The organism is Halalkalibacter okhensis (assembly GCF_000787375.1).
Classification (GTDB): Bacteria; Bacillota; Bacilli; order Bacillales; family Bacillaceae_D; genus Halalkalibacter; species Halalkalibacter okhensis.
Genome location: NZ_JRJU01000019.1, coordinates 1 through 16,565 on the forward strand (window position 1 = coordinate 1; position 16,565 = coordinate 16,565).

At 39.6% G+C, this 16,565-nt stretch carries 11 protein-coding genes, 30 tRNA genes and 1 riboswitch; of the genes, 4 read left to right on the plus strand and 37 right to left on the minus strand.

The window, feature by feature from the left end; translation table 11 throughout:
• Positions 1 to 208 precede the first annotated feature (208 nt).
• The 10 genes from LQ50_RS14020 to LQ50_RS14065 form a co-directional block, all read right to left on the minus strand.
• Positions 209 to 284 (minus strand) — tRNA-Val (locus LQ50_RS14020).
• Between the two features lie 8 nt (positions 285 to 292).
• A tRNA-Glu gene (locus LQ50_RS14025) sits at positions 293 to 367 on the minus strand.
• A 76-nt stretch (positions 368 to 443) separates the two neighbouring features.
• A tRNA-Ile gene (locus tag LQ50_RS14030) sits at positions 444 to 517 on the minus strand.
• A gap of 16 nt (positions 518 to 533) precedes the next feature.
• Positions 534 to 604, minus strand: a tRNA-Gly gene (locus LQ50_RS14035).
• Positions 605 to 771: 167 nt separating this feature from the next.
• A tRNA-Pro gene (locus tag LQ50_RS14040) sits at positions 772 to 848 on the minus strand.
• A gap of 16 nt (positions 849 to 864) precedes the next feature.
• Positions 865 to 941, minus strand: a tRNA-Arg gene (locus LQ50_RS14045).
• Positions 942 to 951: 10 nt separating this feature from the next.
• Positions 952 to 1,040 (minus strand) — tRNA-Leu (locus LQ50_RS14050).
• A 23-nt stretch (positions 1,041 to 1,063) separates the two neighbouring features.
• Positions 1,064 to 1,135: transfer RNA gene (locus LQ50_RS14055), tRNA-Gly, on the minus strand.
• Positions 1,136 to 1,273: 138 nt separating this feature from the next.
• Positions 1,274 to 1,347: transfer RNA gene (locus LQ50_RS14060), tRNA-Met, on the minus strand.
• Positions 1,348 to 1,358: 11 nt separating this feature from the next.
• A tRNA-Ala gene (locus LQ50_RS14065) sits at positions 1,359 to 1,434 on the minus strand.
• Positions 1,435 to 1,762: 328 nt separating this feature from the next.
• Between LQ50_RS14065 and rsbQ the strand changes: the two genes are divergently transcribed.
• Both rsbQ and LQ50_RS14075 read left to right on the plus strand, forming a co-directional pair.
• On the plus strand, positions 1,763 to 2,608 hold the full coding sequence (gene rsbQ, locus LQ50_RS14070; RefSeq protein ID WP_034630491.1) for a sigma factor SigB/phosphatase RsbP regulator RsbQ: 846 nt from the start codon (positions 1,763 to 1,765) through the stop codon (positions 2,606 to 2,608).
• Positions 2,608 to 3,819: a SpoIIE family protein phosphatase gene (locus LQ50_RS14075; protein ID WP_034630493.1), complete on the plus strand. Its 1,212-nt coding sequence runs from the start codon at positions 2,608 to 2,610 to the stop codon at positions 3,817 to 3,819. Before rsbQ ends, LQ50_RS14075 begins: the two co-directional genes overlap by 1 nt.
• A 155-nt stretch (positions 3,820 to 3,974) precedes the next feature.
• Here LQ50_RS14075 and LQ50_RS14080 read toward each other — a convergent pair whose 3' ends face one another.
• The 5 genes from LQ50_RS14080 to LQ50_RS14100 all read right to left on the minus strand — a co-directional run bounded on the left by LQ50_RS14080 (position 3,975) and on the right by LQ50_RS14100 (position 9,848).
• Positions 3,975 to 5,171, minus strand: coding sequence for a phosphoglycerate dehydrogenase (locus LQ50_RS14080; protein WP_034630496.1), 1,197 nt, complete (start codon positions 5,169 to 5,171; stop codon positions 3,975 to 3,977).
• Between the two features lie 146 nt (positions 5,172 to 5,317).
• Positions 5,318 to 5,397, minus strand: a riboswitch (ZMP/ZTP riboswitch).
• Positions 5,398 to 5,556: 159 nt separating this feature from the next.
• On the minus strand, positions 5,557 to 6,708 hold the full coding sequence (gene trpB / locus LQ50_RS14085) for a tryptophan synthase subunit beta (protein WP_034630498.1): 1,152 nt from the start codon (positions 6,706 to 6,708) through the stop codon (positions 5,557 to 5,559).
• 198 nt (positions 6,709 to 6,906) lie between these two features.
• The gene (locus tag LQ50_RS14090; protein ID WP_034630500.1) at positions 6,907 to 8,118 is read right to left on the minus strand and encodes an ATP-binding protein; all 1,212 of its coding nucleotides are present in this window, start codon (positions 8,116 to 8,118) and stop codon (positions 6,907 to 6,909) included.
• A gap of 240 nt (positions 8,119 to 8,358) precedes the next feature.
• Positions 8,359 to 9,090 (minus strand): aspartate/glutamate racemase family protein, encoded by a 732-nt coding sequence (locus LQ50_RS14095; protein WP_034630501.1) that lies wholly within the window; start codon positions 9,088 to 9,090, stop codon positions 8,359 to 8,361.
• A gap of 17 nt (positions 9,091 to 9,107) precedes the next feature.
• A complete protein-coding gene (locus LQ50_RS14100; protein ID WP_034630503.1) occupies positions 9,108 to 9,848 on the minus strand; it encodes a maleate cis-trans isomerase family protein in 741 nt (246 codons plus the stop codon).
• Between the two features lie 179 nt (positions 9,849 to 10,027).
• On the opposite strand from LQ50_RS14100, the gene LQ50_RS14105 reads away from it, so the two are divergent.
• Positions 10,028 to 11,689 (plus strand): FAD-binding protein, encoded by a 1,662-nt coding sequence (locus LQ50_RS14105; RefSeq protein ID WP_034630504.1) that lies wholly within the window; start codon positions 10,028 to 10,030, stop codon positions 11,687 to 11,689.
• Between the two features lie 5 nt (positions 11,690 to 11,694).
• A complete protein-coding gene (locus LQ50_RS14110) occupies positions 11,695 to 11,991 on the plus strand; it encodes a 2Fe-2S iron-sulfur cluster-binding protein (protein WP_034630505.1) in 297 nt (98 codons plus the stop codon).
• A gap of 488 nt (positions 11,992 to 12,479) precedes the next feature.
• Here the strand turns inward: LQ50_RS14110 and LQ50_RS14115 are convergent.
• The 22 genes from LQ50_RS14115 to LQ50_RS14220 form a co-directional block, all read right to left on the minus strand.
• Positions 12,480 to 12,561, minus strand: a tRNA-Leu gene (locus LQ50_RS14115).
• A 4-nt stretch (positions 12,562 to 12,565) separates the two neighbouring features.
• Positions 12,566 to 12,641, minus strand: a tRNA-Thr gene (locus tag LQ50_RS14120).
• A 4-nt stretch (positions 12,642 to 12,645) separates the two neighbouring features.
• Positions 12,646 to 12,721: transfer RNA gene (locus LQ50_RS14125), tRNA-Val, on the minus strand.
• Between the two features lie 8 nt (positions 12,722 to 12,729).
• Positions 12,730 to 12,804, minus strand: a tRNA-Glu gene (locus LQ50_RS14130).
• Between the two features lie 23 nt (positions 12,805 to 12,827).
• Positions 12,828 to 12,918 (minus strand) — tRNA-Ser (locus tag LQ50_RS14135).
• Position 12,919: 1 nt separating this feature from the next.
• Positions 12,920 to 12,994 (minus strand) — tRNA-Asn (locus LQ50_RS14140).
• Between the two features lie 6 nt (positions 12,995 to 13,000).
• Positions 13,001 to 13,074, minus strand: a tRNA-Ile gene (locus LQ50_RS14145).
• Between the two features lie 16 nt (positions 13,075 to 13,090).
• Positions 13,091 to 13,161 (minus strand) — tRNA-Gly (locus LQ50_RS14150).
• Between the two features lie 168 nt (positions 13,162 to 13,329).
• Positions 13,330 to 13,406 (minus strand) — tRNA-Pro (locus tag LQ50_RS14155).
• 16 nt (positions 13,407 to 13,422) lie between these two features.
• Positions 13,423 to 13,499, minus strand: a tRNA-Arg gene (locus LQ50_RS14160).
• Positions 13,500 to 13,507: 8 nt separating this feature from the next.
• A tRNA-Leu gene (locus tag LQ50_RS14165) sits at positions 13,508 to 13,596 on the minus strand.
• 22 nt (positions 13,597 to 13,618) lie between these two features.
• A tRNA-Cys gene (locus LQ50_RS14170) sits at positions 13,619 to 13,689 on the minus strand.
• A gap of 10 nt (positions 13,690 to 13,699) precedes the next feature.
• A tRNA-Gly gene (locus LQ50_RS14175) sits at positions 13,700 to 13,771 on the minus strand.
• A gap of 2 nt (positions 13,772 to 13,773) precedes the next feature.
• Positions 13,774 to 13,848, minus strand: a tRNA-Gln gene (locus LQ50_RS14180).
• A 5-nt stretch (positions 13,849 to 13,853) separates the two neighbouring features.
• A tRNA-His gene (locus tag LQ50_RS14185) sits at positions 13,854 to 13,926 on the minus strand.
• Positions 13,927 to 13,949: 23 nt separating this feature from the next.
• Positions 13,950 to 14,023: transfer RNA gene (locus LQ50_RS14190), tRNA-Trp, on the minus strand.
• 74 nt (positions 14,024 to 14,097) lie between these two features.
• A tRNA-Met gene (locus LQ50_RS14195) sits at positions 14,098 to 14,171 on the minus strand.
• Between the two features lie 406 nt (positions 14,172 to 14,577).
• A tRNA-Ser gene (locus LQ50_RS14200) sits at positions 14,578 to 14,670 on the minus strand.
• A gap of 12 nt (positions 14,671 to 14,682) precedes the next feature.
• Positions 14,683 to 14,756, minus strand: a tRNA-Ile gene (locus tag LQ50_RS14205).
• 5 nt (positions 14,757 to 14,761) lie between these two features.
• Positions 14,762 to 14,837: transfer RNA gene (locus LQ50_RS14210), tRNA-Ala, on the minus strand.
• Positions 14,838 to 15,112: 275 nt separating this feature from the next.
• On the minus strand, positions 15,113 to 15,613 hold the full coding sequence (locus LQ50_RS14215; protein ID WP_034630506.1) for a CBO0543 family protein: 501 nt from the start codon (positions 15,611 to 15,613) through the stop codon (positions 15,113 to 15,115).
• A 191-nt stretch (positions 15,614 to 15,804) separates the two neighbouring features.
• On the minus strand, positions 15,805 to 16,308 hold the full coding sequence (locus LQ50_RS14220) for a MarR family winged helix-turn-helix transcriptional regulator (protein ID WP_034630508.1): 504 nt from the start codon (positions 16,306 to 16,308) through the stop codon (positions 15,805 to 15,807).
• Between the last annotated feature and the right edge of the window lie 257 nt (positions 16,309 to 16,565).

Sequence of the window (16,565 nt, forward strand, 5' to 3'; positions counted from 1 at the left end):
GCTCGTAACTGAGCTAATGGCTCTTGCTGTTTTTTCATAGGAGTATTTCATGATGCTTACGGACGATGTTTCGCTACGCCGTCTTACCTGTTCTTTCCTCTTCTCGTAACGCTCTGTTGCACGATGCGTCAGAACAACTCGTAGCCTATTCAAGTCGCTTTGCTCGTAACTGAGCTAATGGCTCTTGATTTTATTTACTCTAATATTATGGTGGAGGATGACGGGATCGAACCGCCGACCCCCTGCTTGTAAGGCAGGTGCTCTCCCAGCTGAGCTAATCCTCCATTTGTGTTGGTGACCCGTACGGGATTCGAACCCGTGTTACCGCCGTGAAAGGGCGGTGTCTTAACCGCTTGACCAACGGGCCAATTTGATGGCTCCATAAGTAGGACTCGATCGATTAACAATCGATAGCTCTATCACTGAGCTACTGTGGAATAAAATGGGCCTGAGTGGACTCGAACCACCGACCTCACGCTTATCAGGCGTGCGCTCTAACCAGCTGAGCTACAGGCCCACAGTCATGTAATAAGAGCGGGTGATGAGAATCGAACTCACGACATCAGCTTGGAAGGCTGAGGTTTTACCACTAAACTACACCCGCATATCAAGTTATAATATATCGTAAATTTCAAAAACGCACTAACATGTCTCTTCCTCTTCTAGTATCTCATAGAAGCAAATGCGTCGAGACAACTCGTAGCTTATTCGGCAGATGTTTCGCTCGTGGCTGAGGTTTTACCACTAAACTACACCCGCATATTCAGTTTCTGGTCGGGAAGACAGGATTTGAACCTGCGACCCCCTGGTCCCAAACCAGGTGCTCTACCAAGCTGAGCCACTTCCCGTTTTCTCTAATAAGAATGGCGCGCCCTGAGAGATTCGAACTCCCGACCTTTTGATTCGTAGTCAAACACTCTATCCAGCTGAGCTAAGGGCGCTTCTTTTTTTTGGTGCCGAGGGCCGGACTTGAACCGGCACGGTAGTCACCTACCGCAGGATTTTAAGTCCTGTGTGTCTGCCAATTCCACCACCCCGGCAGGACTAAAACATTTTATGAAAGAGCGGAAGACGAGATTCGAACTCGCGACCCCCACCTTGGCAAGGTGGTGTTCTACCACTGAACTACTTCCGCATTTATTTATGGGGCGACTGATGGGAATCGAACCCACGAATGTCGGAGCCACAATCGCCATAAAGACTTGTCGTTGCTTATCGACGATGGTTTCCTGCATCGTTTAGTATTTTCTTGTTGTAAAGTTTCATAGATAAATAGCGGCGGAGGGAGTCGAACCCACGACCTCACGGGTATGAACCGTACGCTCTAGCCAGCTGAGCTACGCCGCCTCGTCCTCTTATGGTGGAGCCTAGCGGGATCGAACCGCTGACCTCCTGCGTGCAAGGCAGGCGCTCTCCCAGCTGAGCTAAGGCCCCATAAGAAAAAATACAATTATTATTGCGCATTGTCTACTCTCGTAGCGACAAGAAATAATATATCATAATAAACTATTTATATGCAATAGGTAACATAAATTTATTTTTGCCCATTATGATTTCCCCTCTTAGTGATTATACCTTCCTTACATTATTAACGTAAAAGTTTCTATGATACCCTTAAAATCGTTTAGAATCTCAAGTACAAGACCACTAGTTTTTAGCATAGTACTTTTAGTATTTTACTGTAAAGGCAATACATTGAATCTGTTAAATGTTATGATATGTAATAGTAGTATTAGTAAGTTCTATTTAAAAAGGAGTTAGTATGAAGCAATGTATAATAAAGCGGAATAATATTAAAGTTCAAGGTAGCGGGTCGCGATCAATGCTATTTGCAGCTGGCTTCGGCTGTGATCAAAATGTATGGAACTCAGTGGCAAAAGCATTCGAGAAAGACTATAAAATCATCTTGTTTGACTATGTAGGTTCAGGAAACTCTGATTTACAAGCATATAACTTAAATCGATATAGTACTCTTGATGGTTACGCACAAGATGTAATAGATGTATGTACAGCACTAGATCTAAACGATACCATTTTTGTTGGACATTCCGTAGGGAGCATGATTGGGATGCTAGCCTCACTAAAGCATCCGGAATTCTTCTCTGACCTGATAATGCTTGGCCCTTCTCCATGTTATTTAAACGATCCTCCCACATACTATGGAGGGTTTGAGAAAGAGCAACTTACAGGCTTAATAGACATGTTGGAGAAAAATTATATTGGCTGGGCCTCTCTTTTTGCAGGGACATTATTGAATAACACAGACCGCCCAGAAATCAGAAGTGAACTTGAAGATCGATTTTGTTCAACCGACCCAATTATCGCTCGTCAATTTGCCGAAGCAACTTTTTTTAGTGATAATAGGAAAGATTTACTAAATGTGACCGTCCCATCTCTTATTTTACAATGCTCAGATGATATTATCGCACCAATTGAAGTTGGGGAGTACCTCCATCATAATCTTCCTTCAAGTACATTAAAAGTAATGGCGGCAACAGGACACTGCCCTCATATGAGCCACCCTGAGGAAACAGTAAAATGGATCAAGCAATATATAAATAAACCTTCACAGACGTATCTACAGGCTGATAGAGGTGACTTTTTTTAATGAATGAATCTATTAACGAAGCACCATGTGGTTTTCTAACATTATCAGAAGATGGCAAAATCCTTAAGATCAATCAAACTTTACTTACACTGCTCAAATACAGGCTTGAACAACTACATAATGAGAATATCAATTCAATCTTGACAGTCCCTGCTCAACTCTTTCATCAACTCTACTTTGTTCCACTTGTGAGACACGAAAAAAAGGTTGAAGAGTTGCATACTTCCTTGCAATCTAGTAATGGCGAAGAAATACCTGTCATCCTTAACGCCCTACCTAAGATTAGAAATGGAAGGACTGAAATAGATTGTGTCTTGTTACCTGTACACAAAAGAAGTGAGTATGAAAATGAACTGCTTTTGGCAAAGAAAGAGGCTGAAGTAGCCTTACTGGCTAAAGATAAGGTAAATGAAGAGTTAAAAGAAACACTTGAGAATTTGAAGATCAAACAAAAAGAACTTCTTGAACTAAACCAACAAAACCAAGCTTACAAAATAAATACAACCAAAGAACTTGAGCTTGCTAGAAAAATACAAGAAACTTCCCTAACTGAACCAATCGTTAACGAACAAATACATATAGAATCATACTATAATGCATCTAACGAATTATCAGGGGACATTTACGGGTTTTATCAATTAGATTCACATCGATATGGCATCATTCTTCTCGATGTTATGGGACACGGCATTTCTTCTGCACTGATTACCATGTCACTTCATTCATTGTTCCAGCGCCTTATTTCAAAAGGAGTCAAAACAGAGGCCGTCATGAAGGAACTTGATAATCATCTTCATCGGCTGTTTCAAAACAATCAGGAAGCATGGCATTATTGTACGGCAATTAATCTATTAATTGACACAAATGAGCAAACGATCAATTATATTAACGCAGGTCACCCTCCTGGAATTTGGCAGGATTCAAATGGAGAATTGCATGAGCTCTTTTCAAAAATTCCCCCTCTCGGAACTTTTGAAGGACTTGTATATAAAACAAACAGCCTCCCCTATTCAGAAGGTGGAAGACTATTTTTGTATACAGATGGTATTACGGACCCACTTGGCTCTGACCTTTTAACTACTTTATTAAAGAACAATCAATCGGTGTCCATCTCAAGCCTTAAGAATAAGATCATACAAACACTTCAGGATCAAAAAGAAGCCTGTCATAAAAGCGATGATCAATGTTTTATTCTCGTAGATTTGAAATGAATAAGACAAGACTAAGTACAGTAAACGATAACGGGGGTGTCTCAAAAGGTCTAATTTTGACCTTTTGAGACACCCCCGTTGTTATTTCAAACCTCATCAAAAAAATCAAACGAACAATTACACAATCGTTCGTTTGATTTACAATTCATTCGTATTTATATAACTCGAGTCGTAACAATTCCTTCAATGTGATTAATCTTATCCACTAATCCAGGAATGACATCTCCATTTACTTTATCTTCAATATCAATCATTGTATAGGCATAGTCTCCACGACTTCTATTTACCATATCAGCAATATTCAAATGATAGTCTGAGATGGCTGAAGTAATTTGTCCAACCATGTTTGGAACATTTTTATGGAACGCAGCGACACGACGCTTACCTGTATATGGAAGACTAGCATTTGGAAAGTTCACTGAGTTCTTAATATTTCCAGTTTCTAAAAATTCTTTTACTTGACGAGCTGCCATGAACGCACAGTTTTCTTCTGATTCTTGTGTAGAAGCACCAAGGTGTGGGATCGGCACTGCATTTTTCATTTTTAACACACTTTCATTCGGAAAATCTGTAATATACTTACCAACTTTTCCACTTTCAAGTGCAACAGCAATATCCTCTTCATTAACAAGTCCATCACGTGAGAAGTTCAAAATTTGAACGCCTTCCTTCATGATGCTAAATGTAACTTCATTAAACATACCCTTCGTATCATCCGTTAATGGAACATGAACTGTAATGTAGTCTGAGTTTGCAAATAACTCTTCAATTGACATGGCACGCTTTACGTTACGGGATAAGTTCCAAGCAGTATCAACAGAAATAAATGGATCAAATCCAATGACATCCATATCTAAATCAAGTGCATCATTAGCTACTAATGCACCAATCGCACCTAAACCAATAACTCCTAACGTCTTACCTTTAATTTCTTTACCGACAAATTGCTTCTTCCCTGATTCGACTAGCTTTGGTACTTGATCTCCTTCACCTTCTAATGACTTAGCCCATTGTACACCTGCAAAAAGGTTACGTGAAGAAGCCATTAACGTAGTAAGAACAAGCTCTTTTACAGCATTCGCGTTCGCACCTGGTGTATTAAAGACAACAATTCCCTGCTCTGTACATTTATCAACTGGAATATTATTAACACCTGCTCCAGCACGAGCAATTGCCTTTAAATCATGACCAAAATCAAGTGAATGCATATTAAAGCTGCGCACAAGAATGGCATCTGGATTCTCGCTTTCATTGTCGATTTTATAATCATCTCTAAAAACATTCAGCCCGCTTTCTGCTATATTATTTAACGTTTTGATTGTTTTTACTTTTTCTAATGTTATTACGCTCATATCATTCTCTCCTTTTTTTCTGCTTCTATGTCTATGGTCATTTCTTATTACTTCCTTTTCTATTATGTTCTTTGAATATGGATATGTAAACTAAGCGTACCTACCCCTTTCAAAAAACAGAAAGAGGCAAGGGAAGAAATTTCCCTTACCTCTGCCCAGGCGAACGGCTAACGATACTATGTGCTCCCTCGCGGTGATCCGCGTTTCGCCAGTTACACATAGCCTTTAGATTTGATTACAGTGTATCAGATTATCAAAGAACGATCAACCATTATTATTTTTTTCAATTATATTAATTTTAACACAACATTCTAGGAACATTTTCACATTACTCAGTAGCTTGAACTACTAATTCAAAATCAACGCAATCAATGCAGATAAATAATTACTTATGTAACATATTATAAACCTGCTCAACATCTTTATCTCCGCGCCCTGATAAATTTACAATAATAACATCTTCGGTTGATAACTCTTTTGCAAGCTTAACAGCATGACTAACAGCATGGGCGCTTTCTAAAGCAGGAATAATTCCCTCAATCTTAGAAAGCTTCTGGAACCATTCCAACGCTTCTTCCCCCGTAACCGTAGCGTACTCTGCGCGACCTGTTTCCTTTAAGTAACTATGTTCAGGACCGATACCAGGGTAATCTAACCCTGCCGCAATCGAATATGTAGGTTTCGGTTGCCCATTTTCATCTATTAAGGTTAAACATTTAAATCCATGGATAACGGCAGGTACACCTTCTGTTAACGTTGGTGCCTCAGCTGGTTCAACCCCAACTAAACGAACGTCTTCCTCATCAATAAAATGGGCAAATGCCCCTATTGCATTACTTCCACCCCCGGCAACTGCTACTACTGCCGTTGGCAACTTTCCTTCTTTTTCAAGTATTTGTCGTTTGGCCTCCTCACTTATAACGGATTGGAAATACTTCACCATCGTTGGAAATGGATGTGGCCCCACTGCTGAACCTAATAAGTAAAATGTATGTTGATAATTTTCAACTAAGTCAGCTAACGCTGCATCAACTGCGTCTTTTAACCTCCCTTGCCCTTGATCAACAGGAACAACCTTTGCCCCAAGCAACTCCATGCGAAATACATTTAATGCCTGCCGTTCTGTATCTACTTTTCCCATGTATATCGTACAATCGATTCCGAAGATTGAACAAGCCGTAGCTGTTGCCACACCATGCTGTCCTGCCCCTGTCTCAGCAATAATCCTTGTAGCACCCATTCGCTTAGCCAATAGAATTTGTCCAATTGCATTGTTAATTTTGTGCGCTCCTGTGTGGTTTAAATCTTCTCGTTTAAAATATATTTTAGCTCCGCCGACTTGCTCTGTTAAATTTCGGGCATACGTTAGTGGATTTTCTCTTCCTACAAATTCTTTTAAATAATATTTATATTCGTTAATAAACTCAGGATCATTTTTATACTTTTCAAACTGTTCATCTAAGACGGCTAATACTTTCGCTAAATCTTCTGGTAAGAAACTTCCTCCGAATTGTCCGAAAAATCCTTTTTCACTCATCGCTCATTCTCTCCTTAATATTTTTATCTGAAGATTATGTTAATTATTTTCAATATTCGACATATACTTCCCTATCCCCTTCTAAATTCAATCATTCTATTGAATGGTAGCTATCGTATAATACACTAAACCTCCTCAAAGACAAAGGGCATTGAAAAGTCTTTCCCTTTTCAATGCCCTCCTAGGTGTTATATCTAATTAACCTTTCTTTATCGGAAAGCGCACAGTACAAGTCGTTCCTTCGCCTTTTTTACTTGTAAAGCCAATCGAACCTTGATATTTCCCGATAATGTTATAACAAATCATTAATCCTAATCCTGTCCCTTTGCTCTTTAGTGAATAAAACGGCGTCCCAAGAGACTTAATTTCTGCTTCTGTCATACCAATTCCGTAATCAATAACTTTGATTTCAACATTATTTTTATTTTTTCCCCCTGTAATTCTTACAGGGTCACCAACTTTAGAAACTTCAATGGCATTTTTGATAACATTGATAAACACTTGCTTTAGCTCTATGGTATTCGCTTCAATATAACAATTGTCCTCAATAAAAAGCTCAATCTTATTATTGTGAAGCAGTCCATAAGATTGGAGTAAATCAGTAATACTTTTCAGAACGTCTTTGATATTAACCTCTTCTAAGGTACTATTTTCACTTGGCTTGGCAATCGACAAGTATTGTGAGATCACCTGTTCAGCAGAGTCTAATTCATTAATCATTAACTTAAAGTGTTCTTTTGTTCCATTGCTATAGGAAGCACCTTTTTCATAAAACTGCAAAAATCCTTTAACTACAGTCAATGGATTTCTAACTTCATGGGCTACAGCCGCTGCTAATTGGCCAGTTGCTTTTAATCGCTCTGATTGTTGTATTTGTTCATAATACAACTGCATTTTCTTTAACCTCATATATGACAAATAATAAATAAAATAGATGATTAATTGACTTCCTATAAAATTAAGAAAGTTCCCCACCAAATCGAGATAAATATGGGGGAAAAGAATCCCTTGGTCTATGAAAAAAACATAGAGAAAAATAGCACTAACAGAAATTCCATTAATGAGTAATGAAAAATAAAACAACCTAGAATCAAAAAACAAGATCGATACAGCCGGAATAAAACATAAAAACAAGAAAATAGACCATGTATCTGGATAAAGAAAAAAGAGTGTGTAAAAGTAAGTAAACACACCAAGTAGAATGATCAGTCTCAAAGTTTGCGTTTCATACCACGGATAAAGTAATAAGCATACAATTAAAATAACCACTAATAACAAGTGTAAAATATAGCCAATCCCAAAATCACTCATGAGTGGGTTATTTATTAACAAACCCAATACCATCATAAGATTAATGAATAGCATTGTTGTATAATATAACCTTTTGTTAATTCGATAAAATTCCTTCATACCTACTCCTAAAAACTCATTTTTTATTGATCATACGATATCGTTGCTAACTATCGTTCATTATATTAGTAAAATAGTCGTATTACAAATGGCTATATGAGTTCAAGTAAATTTATTTCAATATATAGTTTCTTAGTATTCCATTTTATCATTTACTGTCGCAATTGTTCCATTTAAAATCCTAACTTCACGAACTAAAAAGCGTATTTCTATAAATAGAAATACACTCTAATCAATCACTTACATATGACCACTATATCGCGTTTGAACTATCGCAGAATGTACATATCTTATCATCGTTACATAATCAAAAATCGGGAGTTGGACAGCTTTCTGAATGGCAGCTGCATATGGAGGAAGACTGGAGCACTCGAGTAAAATCACCTTCACGGACGGTTCCGATTGAATCATTTCTATAGCAACCGCGACAACTTCCTCTTCGATCTTTGACGGGTCAAGAATGCCGATTTCATCGTGTGCTGCCTTTCGAAAATTCTCTTTATCCTCCATACCTCTAATACAAAGTGGCACCTTAGGGCTGACGCCTATTTTTAATAATAGTTCTTCCTCAAAGTTAGAAGACTTGCTGCATATAATTCCGATTTTATCTTCTTGCCTGAGGGTTGTTGAGATGAATGGAATTTGAAGGAGACTTGAAAGAAAGACAGGCACTTGAAGTTCATTAGCTATTTCTTCTTGGTACATCGCCATATAACCACAATCAGCTGTAATCGCCTTAACCCCTTCCTGCACAAGTTGATGTCCCGCTTCTAAAATGGGAACTAACATAGACCGATCTTTTTGCAGTAACTTGTCAAAAGTAAAACCTTTGACCGTTTGGTATCTGACTGGGAATGAGTATGTTGTCGCATTCCCTACATCACCTGGAATAAAAGGTGTAAATGTATCAAGCATGAGGATCCCTATTGATTCTCCGTAGCTCACTTGCCCTTTGTTTGCTCTTATGATCATCTGTCCAATCCCCTTCTCTAGCTACAGCTTTTTTTAAATAAGGTTCCTAGCCCTTTTTGCGGAGTGAATTGGCCCAAAAGGCGTAGCGCTTCCCAGAAACTGACTTGATTCGCAGTTAGAACAGGTTTTTTAAGCATCTGTTCCAATTCTTCGATCCATGCAGCTGAATGTAGTGCTGTATCAGGTATAAACACAGCATCGGCTTTCGGACAATCATTTTCTACTGCAAACTCGAGTACATCTCGCTTCCTTAACGTCCCCACTTCCGCCGCTGTAACGATTCCCTTACAAGAATACTGCAACACCTCTATATCAAAGCTTTCTAGAAATGCTTTGAACAATAGAGCGATATCTTCTGGGTAGGTTGCTGCAATAGCAACTCTTTTCACTCCTATCGTTTCTGCGGCTCGAACAAAAGCTAAAGCAGTTGTTGAAGCCGGTACGTGTAAATTCTCTTCAAGAGTGGCTATTTGCTTTTTTATCCCATCTAAACCAAGTACAAAACTTGCACTTGTTGATGTCCATAAAACAGATTGTATGCCTGTACCAACTAAGGACTTTGCCCCCTCCTTAATTCGTTTCGGACTTCCCATTTCACTAAGCGCTTCTACTGTGTGGGCATCCTCATTAAATTTTGTATGAATTAGTTCTACATTTACTGATGGATTTACCATTTGTCCCAAAAGGGGATAATCATCCTCGGCAGCATAACCAGGATAAAGAAACCCCACTTTAATAGGTTGAGTGTTTTGTGTCATATAGACCTCCAATTCTCAGAAATTAAACCCTATTTATATTATTCCTATTCCATAATTTCAAAGGTAATGACACAACAAAACAATATGTAAACTATTTATCTCTATTCAAAAACATGTCATCATTAAAGGAAAACTGACCATACATATGTAAAAAATACTTAAAAGAAAGAGTTGTTACGATGGATGTTATCAAAACAGATATATTGATTATCGGTTCTGGTGCCGCTGGTCTTACTGCAGCGGTATATGCTGGAAATTCAACCAATAACGTACTTGTACTCGATAAGGGTGCAATAGGAAAAAGTGGATCTACCATTGGAGCTGTTCAGATCGCAAGCTTAGGAGCATGGTCAAATCCATTAGACAGTGAAAAGCAATATGCTAACGATATAAAAGAAAGCGGTCGTGGTCTTAGCGATCCTAAGCTCATTGAAACACTCTCCTCCGACCTACCAACACGACTGCAAGAAATCATAAGGTGGGGTTTAAAACTTGATGTTAAAAAAGACAAAGAGGTTGCGGTGTTTTCTACTTCTGGTCACTCGGTACCTCGGTCAGTAAGTGCAAGAAAAGGAAAAACAGGTCTTGGAATTTCACAAACTTTAGTAAAAAAAGTAAAATCCATGAAAAACATCCAAACATTAAGCGACGTAATTACCGTTGAACTCATTACGTCATCTCAGAGAGTAACCGGAGCTATTGTATTTGATTTACGAAAAAACCAACTTTATATTGTGCAGAGCAAATCTGTCATTCTAGCCACAGGAGGAATCGGTCAACTTTATCCAGTAACAAGTAATCCTGTGCAAGCAACGAGTGACGGCTTCTCTTTAGCTCTAGGGGCAGGATCCTCCCTTATCGATATGGAGCAGGTTCAATTTTATCCTGTTAGTCTTGTAGCACCTCGTTCACTCTCAGGTTTCTGTATTAGTTTCTATCATTATTCTAAACTTTATAATCGTCACGGTGAACGCTTCATGAATCGATATGAACCTGAAACACTAGAAAATACAACAAGAGATAAACTAGCAATTGCTATCCATTCGGAAATTGCAGCTGGTAGAGGCACAGCAGGCGGAGGTATTTGGCTTGATGCCACAGAACAAATTGAAAAAGTAAGAAACGAATTTCCTCATGAATACAAGCTTTGTGAAGACCGCGGCATCGATTTATCAAAAGAGCATGCTGAAATCGCCCCTGCTGCTCACTTCATGATGGGTGGAGTTCAAATTGATTCCAATGCTTCCTCGTCTATTCCAGGTCTATATGTTGCAGGCGAAACAGCAGGCGGATTACACGGAGGAAATCGTCTCGGGAATAATGCACTCTCTGAATGCCTCGTTTTTGGAGCAAAAGCAGGAATAGCTGCTGCGGCCGAAGCTTCTAAGATAGCCGAAGTCCCTCCTATAACCCAATCTGAAATTGCAAAACGTATGGAGGTAGATTGGCCATTTTTATTATCACCAACGCGCGGTAATGTAAGGCCCTATGAATTAAAACAACAAATCCAAACGATTCTAGGTCATAACCTTGGAGTCATCCGCTCCAATAAAGGCATTGCCGAAGCAAAAGAACTTTTACAAAAAATGAAAATACAATTTACTACAATAAATATAACAAACAGAGATACCCTATCAAGGGAGATCCTAGATGCAATTGAAGCCAAACACATGGTTCGAACCGCTCAAGCGATCGCCCAAGCTGCAGCATTAAGAACGGAAAGCAGAGGTGCCCATTATAATACCGACCACCCAACCCTTACTACTAAGATATACCATACATTTGTAGAACAGAATAATGGACAAATAAAACGAAGCACATCCCCCGTCAAAGGAGTGTAATCATTATGAAACTTCAAGTTGAAATTCAAAGAACGACTACACATACAAATGTCTATGAGGTCAATTACAGCTCAGACATGACTGTTCTTACTATATTAGAGGAAATCTACAGGTTTCATGATCCCTCCATTGCCTACAGATTTTCCTGTTGTACTGGTTTATGCGCTACATGTATGATGATGATCAATGGGAAGCCTGGTTTAAGCTGCATGATCATGGCTAAACCCGCAAAAGACAATCGACTTTCCTTAGCCCCTCTTCCAAAAGGAAGTACTCTTAGAGATCTTGTGAAGGACATTTAACAACATTCAATGAAGCCATTCTATTACATTCGTAGCTTTGAATGTCCTTTAAATTAAGAGAGATACACTTTATTATACGTTTTATATGTATGTACTCTAAATGTATAGCGAAGATGTCTTGATTTATCATCAAATAAATTAAACTTACGAATCTTACTATCCAACTAGCTGGTTATTCAGTCCAAATGGACGAATATTCTGTCCAAACCTCTTAATTTTCAGTCCAAACTCCTTAACTTGCTGTCGAAATCGATTTTATGAGTATTGCAAACGTTTTTGATCTACTTGTATTCTTTTCTTCGTAATACTTTGTGAGGTAGTATGTCTCCCCTCCTTACTACCGGCTTAATCGATAAGATGTTGCTTCATTACACAATTTGCTCTTTAGTGTGCCTATAGCATTCGGTTTGCGCATACGAAAAAAGACAATCGATTGGATTGTCTTTTTTCTACATAGTAACGTAAGTAAAATTATTTGATTTAAATAATGCGGGTGAAGGGAGTCGAACCCCCACGTCATAAGACACTAGATCCTAAGTCTAGCGCGTCTGCCAATTCCGCCACACCCGCGTAGTGGTGCCGGCCAGAGGACTTGAACCCCCAACCTACTGATTACAAGTCAGTTGCTCTACCAATTGAGCTAGGCCGGCAAAATGGTGGAGGATGACGGGATCGAACCGCCGACCCCCTGCTTGTAAGGCAGGTGCTCTCCCAGCTGAGCTAATCCTCCATTTGTGTTGGTGACCCGTACGGGATTCGAACCCGTGTTACCGCCGTGAAAGGGCGGTGTCTTAACCGCTTGACCAACGGGCCAATTTAAATAATTAACTTGTCCATGGCGGAGAAGGAGGGATTTGAACCCTCGCGCCGCGTAAACGACCTACACCCTTAGCAGGGGCGCCCCTTCAGCCACTTGGGTACTTCTCCATGGCTCCACAGGTAGGACTCGAACCTACGACCGATCGGTTAACAGCCGATAGCTCTACCACTGAGCTACTGTGGAATAAAATGGGCCTGAGTGGACTCGAACCACCGACCTCACGCTTATCAGGCGTGCGCTCTAACCAGCTGAGCTACAGGCCCACAGTCATGTAATAAGAGCGGGTGATGAGAATCGAACTCACGACATCAGCTTGGAAGGCTGAGGTTTTACCACTAAACTACACCCGCATATCAAGTTATAATATATCGTAAATTTCAAAAACGCACTAACATGTCTCTTCCTCTTCTAGTATCTCATAGAAGCAAATGCGTCGAGACAACTCGTAGGCTTATTCGGCAGATGTTTCGCTCGTGGCTGAGGTTTTACCACTAAACTACACCCGCATATTCAGTTTCTGGTCGGGAAGACAGGATTTGAACCTGCGACCCCCTGGTCCCAAACCAGGTGCTCTACCAAGCTGAGCCACTTCCCGTTTTCTCTAATAAGAATGGCGCGCCCTGAGAGATTCGAACTCCCGACCTTTTGATTCGTAGTCAAACACTCTATCCAGCTGAGCTAAGGGCGCTTCTTTTTTGGTGCCGAGGGCCGGACTTGAACCGGCACGGTAGTCACCTACCGCAGGATTTTAAGTCCTGTGTGTCTGCCAATTCCACCACCCCGGCAGGACTTTAAACATAATGACAAAGGCGGTACCCGGATTTGAACCGGGGATCAAGGTTTTGCAGACCCATGCCTTACCACTTGGCTATACCGCCATTTCATAAGAGCGGAAGACGAGATTCGAACTCGCGACCCCCACCTTGGCAAGGTGGTGTTCTACCACTGAACTACTTCCGCATTGGCTGGGCTAGCAGGATTCGAACCTACGCATGACGGAATCAAAATCCGTTGCCTTACCGCTTGGCGATAGCCCAATAAGGGCGGCTGATGGGAATTGAACCCACGAATGCCGGAATCACAATCCGGTGCGTTAACCACTTCGCCACAACCGCCATAAAAGTAAGTTTTTAATTATTGGCAGGGGCAGTAGGAATCGAACCCACACCGGAGGTTTTGGAGACCTCTGTTCTACCGTTAAACTATGCCCCTAAATTGGCAGTCAAGAAGAGGCCAGCGTGAAAGGCAGGCATTCTTACCAACTGAACTACCAAACCATTTTGGTATTGCGGGGGACGGATTTGAACCGCCGACCTTCGGGTTATGAGCCCGACGAGCTACCAGACTGCTCCACCCCGCGTCGTTATATAGTAACTTGATGATGTTTTTCGAAGAAGTTGTCTTTTCCTCTTCTAGTAACGCTTCGTAGTGTTTGCGTCAAGACATGTCGAAGCTTATTCGACGATGGTTTGCTGCATGCTCCACCCCGCGTCGTTATATAGTAACTTGATGATGTTTTTTCGAAGAAGTCGTCTTTTCCTCTTCTAGCTTTGCTTTGTGGTGTTTGCGTCAAGACATGTCGAAGCTTATTCGACGATGGTTTGCTGCATGCTCCATCCCGCGTCGTTATAAAGCAACTTGATGATGTTTTTCGAAGAAGTTGTCTTTTCCTCTTCTAGTAATGCTTCGCAGTGTTTGCGTCAAGACATGTCGAAGCTTATTCGACGATGGTTTGCTGCATGCTCCACCCCGCGTCATTTTGAAGATGGCGGAGGAAGAGGGATTCGAACCCCCGCGCGGTTTAACCCGCCTGTCGGTTTTCAAGACCGATCCCTTCAGCCGGACTTGGGTATTCCTCCGCAATATTCACATGGACCTTGTAGGACTCGAACCTACGACCAATCGGTTATGAGCCGACTGCTCTGACCAACTGAGCTAAAGGTCCAAGAATGGTGGAGCCTAGCGGGATCGAACCGCTGACCTCCTGCGTGCAAGGCAGGCGCTCTCCCAGCTGAGCTAAGGCCCCATTTCCGTTGACCGGCAATAATTATATTAGCACAATACATTGTTCCGCGCAACATTTTTTACCTTTTTTTACCCCAAAAATAAAATATTATTCATTCATAACATAAATTATTATCTCACATAAGTTAACGATTTTTTTGCGACTAGGTTTATTAATTTACCATAACTACAGAACAATCTCAATATGTTTATAAAATTAATTTCATTTAGAAATGTAAACTCTTAGGCCTCCCTTAAAAGCTACTGCATTAGCCTCTACTCACTTAAATTCTTCTATCACTCATTTCCCAGTCTCATTTTATCTTCCTTCTTAAAGAACCACCTATAGTAAACCCTCGATATAAAACAAGTAATGGATAAAGTAATAAAACTCCAGTATCCATTCCATTTCTTGTATTCAATTAAGTCTGTGTATTTCTCTGTGAACGTTTCTAAAAAGGTAATAACTCCACTATAACTACAAATATAAAAAATCTTACTTAGACAACTTCTTCTTTCTGGATAATAGAGATTAAATAGGATTGTTATTGCTGGATAGATAAAGAACTCAAATGCAAAGCTTGATTTGTTTGATTTCTTAAAAAATGTTCGATATGGATACTTAATCAAGCCTTTCTCTACAACCAATAAGCCGAAAAACCATGTCATAGCCTGCTGAAATAAAAAGGATATATGAGCTTCCCTCATTTTATTTCGAGGAACAAAATTAAATAAAAGCAATATAATAATGATGCAAGATGAAGCAACGACTACATTTTCTCTTTTTTTATAAGGCATCTTTAACATCTCCTAAGTAATTAAAACGAACCTATTATTAATAAAAAGGAAGTCTATTTTCTTCATATTATGACACAAATCGACATATTTATTTGCGAATGCAAAATAAAAAAGTTGAGGTTCATATAGAATCCTCAACTAAACAGTTCCATTTATTTTCATTTTACGAACCAATCTCTTATAATGAAGTCTTAGTTAGACTTAATGTCTGAAGCAGACTTACAAACAAATTCACTAAAATCCTTCCCAACTAATTCCTGACTCAGATCCGATAATACCTCCATTATCTTCGTCAAATCTTCTTTAGAAATTTTAGCTATTAAATGAATGAATTCAATCTCAGAGTTGTCGGCATTTTGATTAATAAATTCTCCTACAACCTTTTGACCTTTCGTTGTTAAAGTAACTTCTTTTGTTCGTGCATCGTTTCCACTGTTTATCACAACTAATCCTGATTCTTTCAACTTTGTTAACTGTCGAAACACATTTGAGATATTGGTTTGAGCTAGATAAGTCAGGTCTGACATTCTTAAATTCGAATCGAAATATAAAATCCAAAGAATACGAAAACCAGGAAAAGTAAGCTTCTTTTTCTCAATTTGTCGTCGTATATCCTTTTCCATTTCAAAATTAAGTCCTCTTATTAGCGCAAATAAGGCATAGCCGTTTGCTAGTTGGTCTCTCTGTACGCTCATCTAACTCCCCCCTACCTAAGTAAAATAACTTATCTTAAATACAAGTTATTTCCAATTTTTATCTATTTTAATCTCTTTCTATTAATAAACTTACTCAAGAAAAAATTGGAGAATAAATCAACTTCTTTTTTATCAAGAAAAATGATATACTAATCTAGCGATGAGCTAATTTGCATAAGACGAGATTGACGCGCCTTTTTGGCAATGCACTATGTGGAGTGCTGTCTCTCGCCGCAATACGCATAAAGACGCCCATT

Coding starts and splice junctions, on each gene's coding strand:
- LQ50_RS14215 (WP_034630506.1), bottom strand. CDS start 15,613: ATGCCTTATAAAAAAAGAGAAAATGTAGTCGTTGCTTCATCTTGCATC.
- LQ50_RS14095 (WP_034630501.1), bottom strand. CDS start 9,090: ATGATCATAAGAGCAAACAAAGGGCAAGTGAGCTACGGAGAATCAATA.
- LQ50_RS14090 (WP_034630500.1), bottom strand. CDS start 8,118: ATGAAGGAATTTTATCGAATTAACAAAAGGTTATATTATACAACAATG.
- rsbQ (WP_034630491.1), top strand. CDS start 1,763: ATGAAGCAATGTATAATAAAGCGGAATAATATTAAAGTTCAAGGTAGC.
- LQ50_RS14110 (WP_034630505.1), top strand. CDS start 11,695: ATGAAACTTCAAGTTGAAATTCAAAGAACGACTACACATACAAATGTC.
- LQ50_RS14220 (WP_034630508.1), bottom strand. CDS start 16,308: ATGAGCGTACAGAGAGACCAACTAGCAAACGGCTATGCCTTATTTGCG.
- trpB (WP_034630498.1), bottom strand. CDS start 6,708: ATGAGTGAAAAAGGATTTTTCGGACAATTCGGAGGAAGTTTCTTACCA.
- LQ50_RS14080 (WP_034630496.1), bottom strand. CDS start 5,171: ATGAGCGTAATAACATTAGAAAAAGTAAAAACAATCAAAACGTTAAAT.
- LQ50_RS14075 (WP_034630493.1), top strand. CDS start 2,608: ATGAATGAATCTATTAACGAAGCACCATGTGGTTTTCTAACATTATCA.
- LQ50_RS14100 (WP_034630503.1), bottom strand. CDS start 9,848: ATGACACAAAACACTCAACCTATTAAAGTGGGGTTTCTTTATCCTGGT.
- LQ50_RS14105 (WP_034630504.1), top strand. CDS start 10,028: ATGGATGTTATCAAAACAGATATATTGATTATCGGTTCTGGTGCCGCT.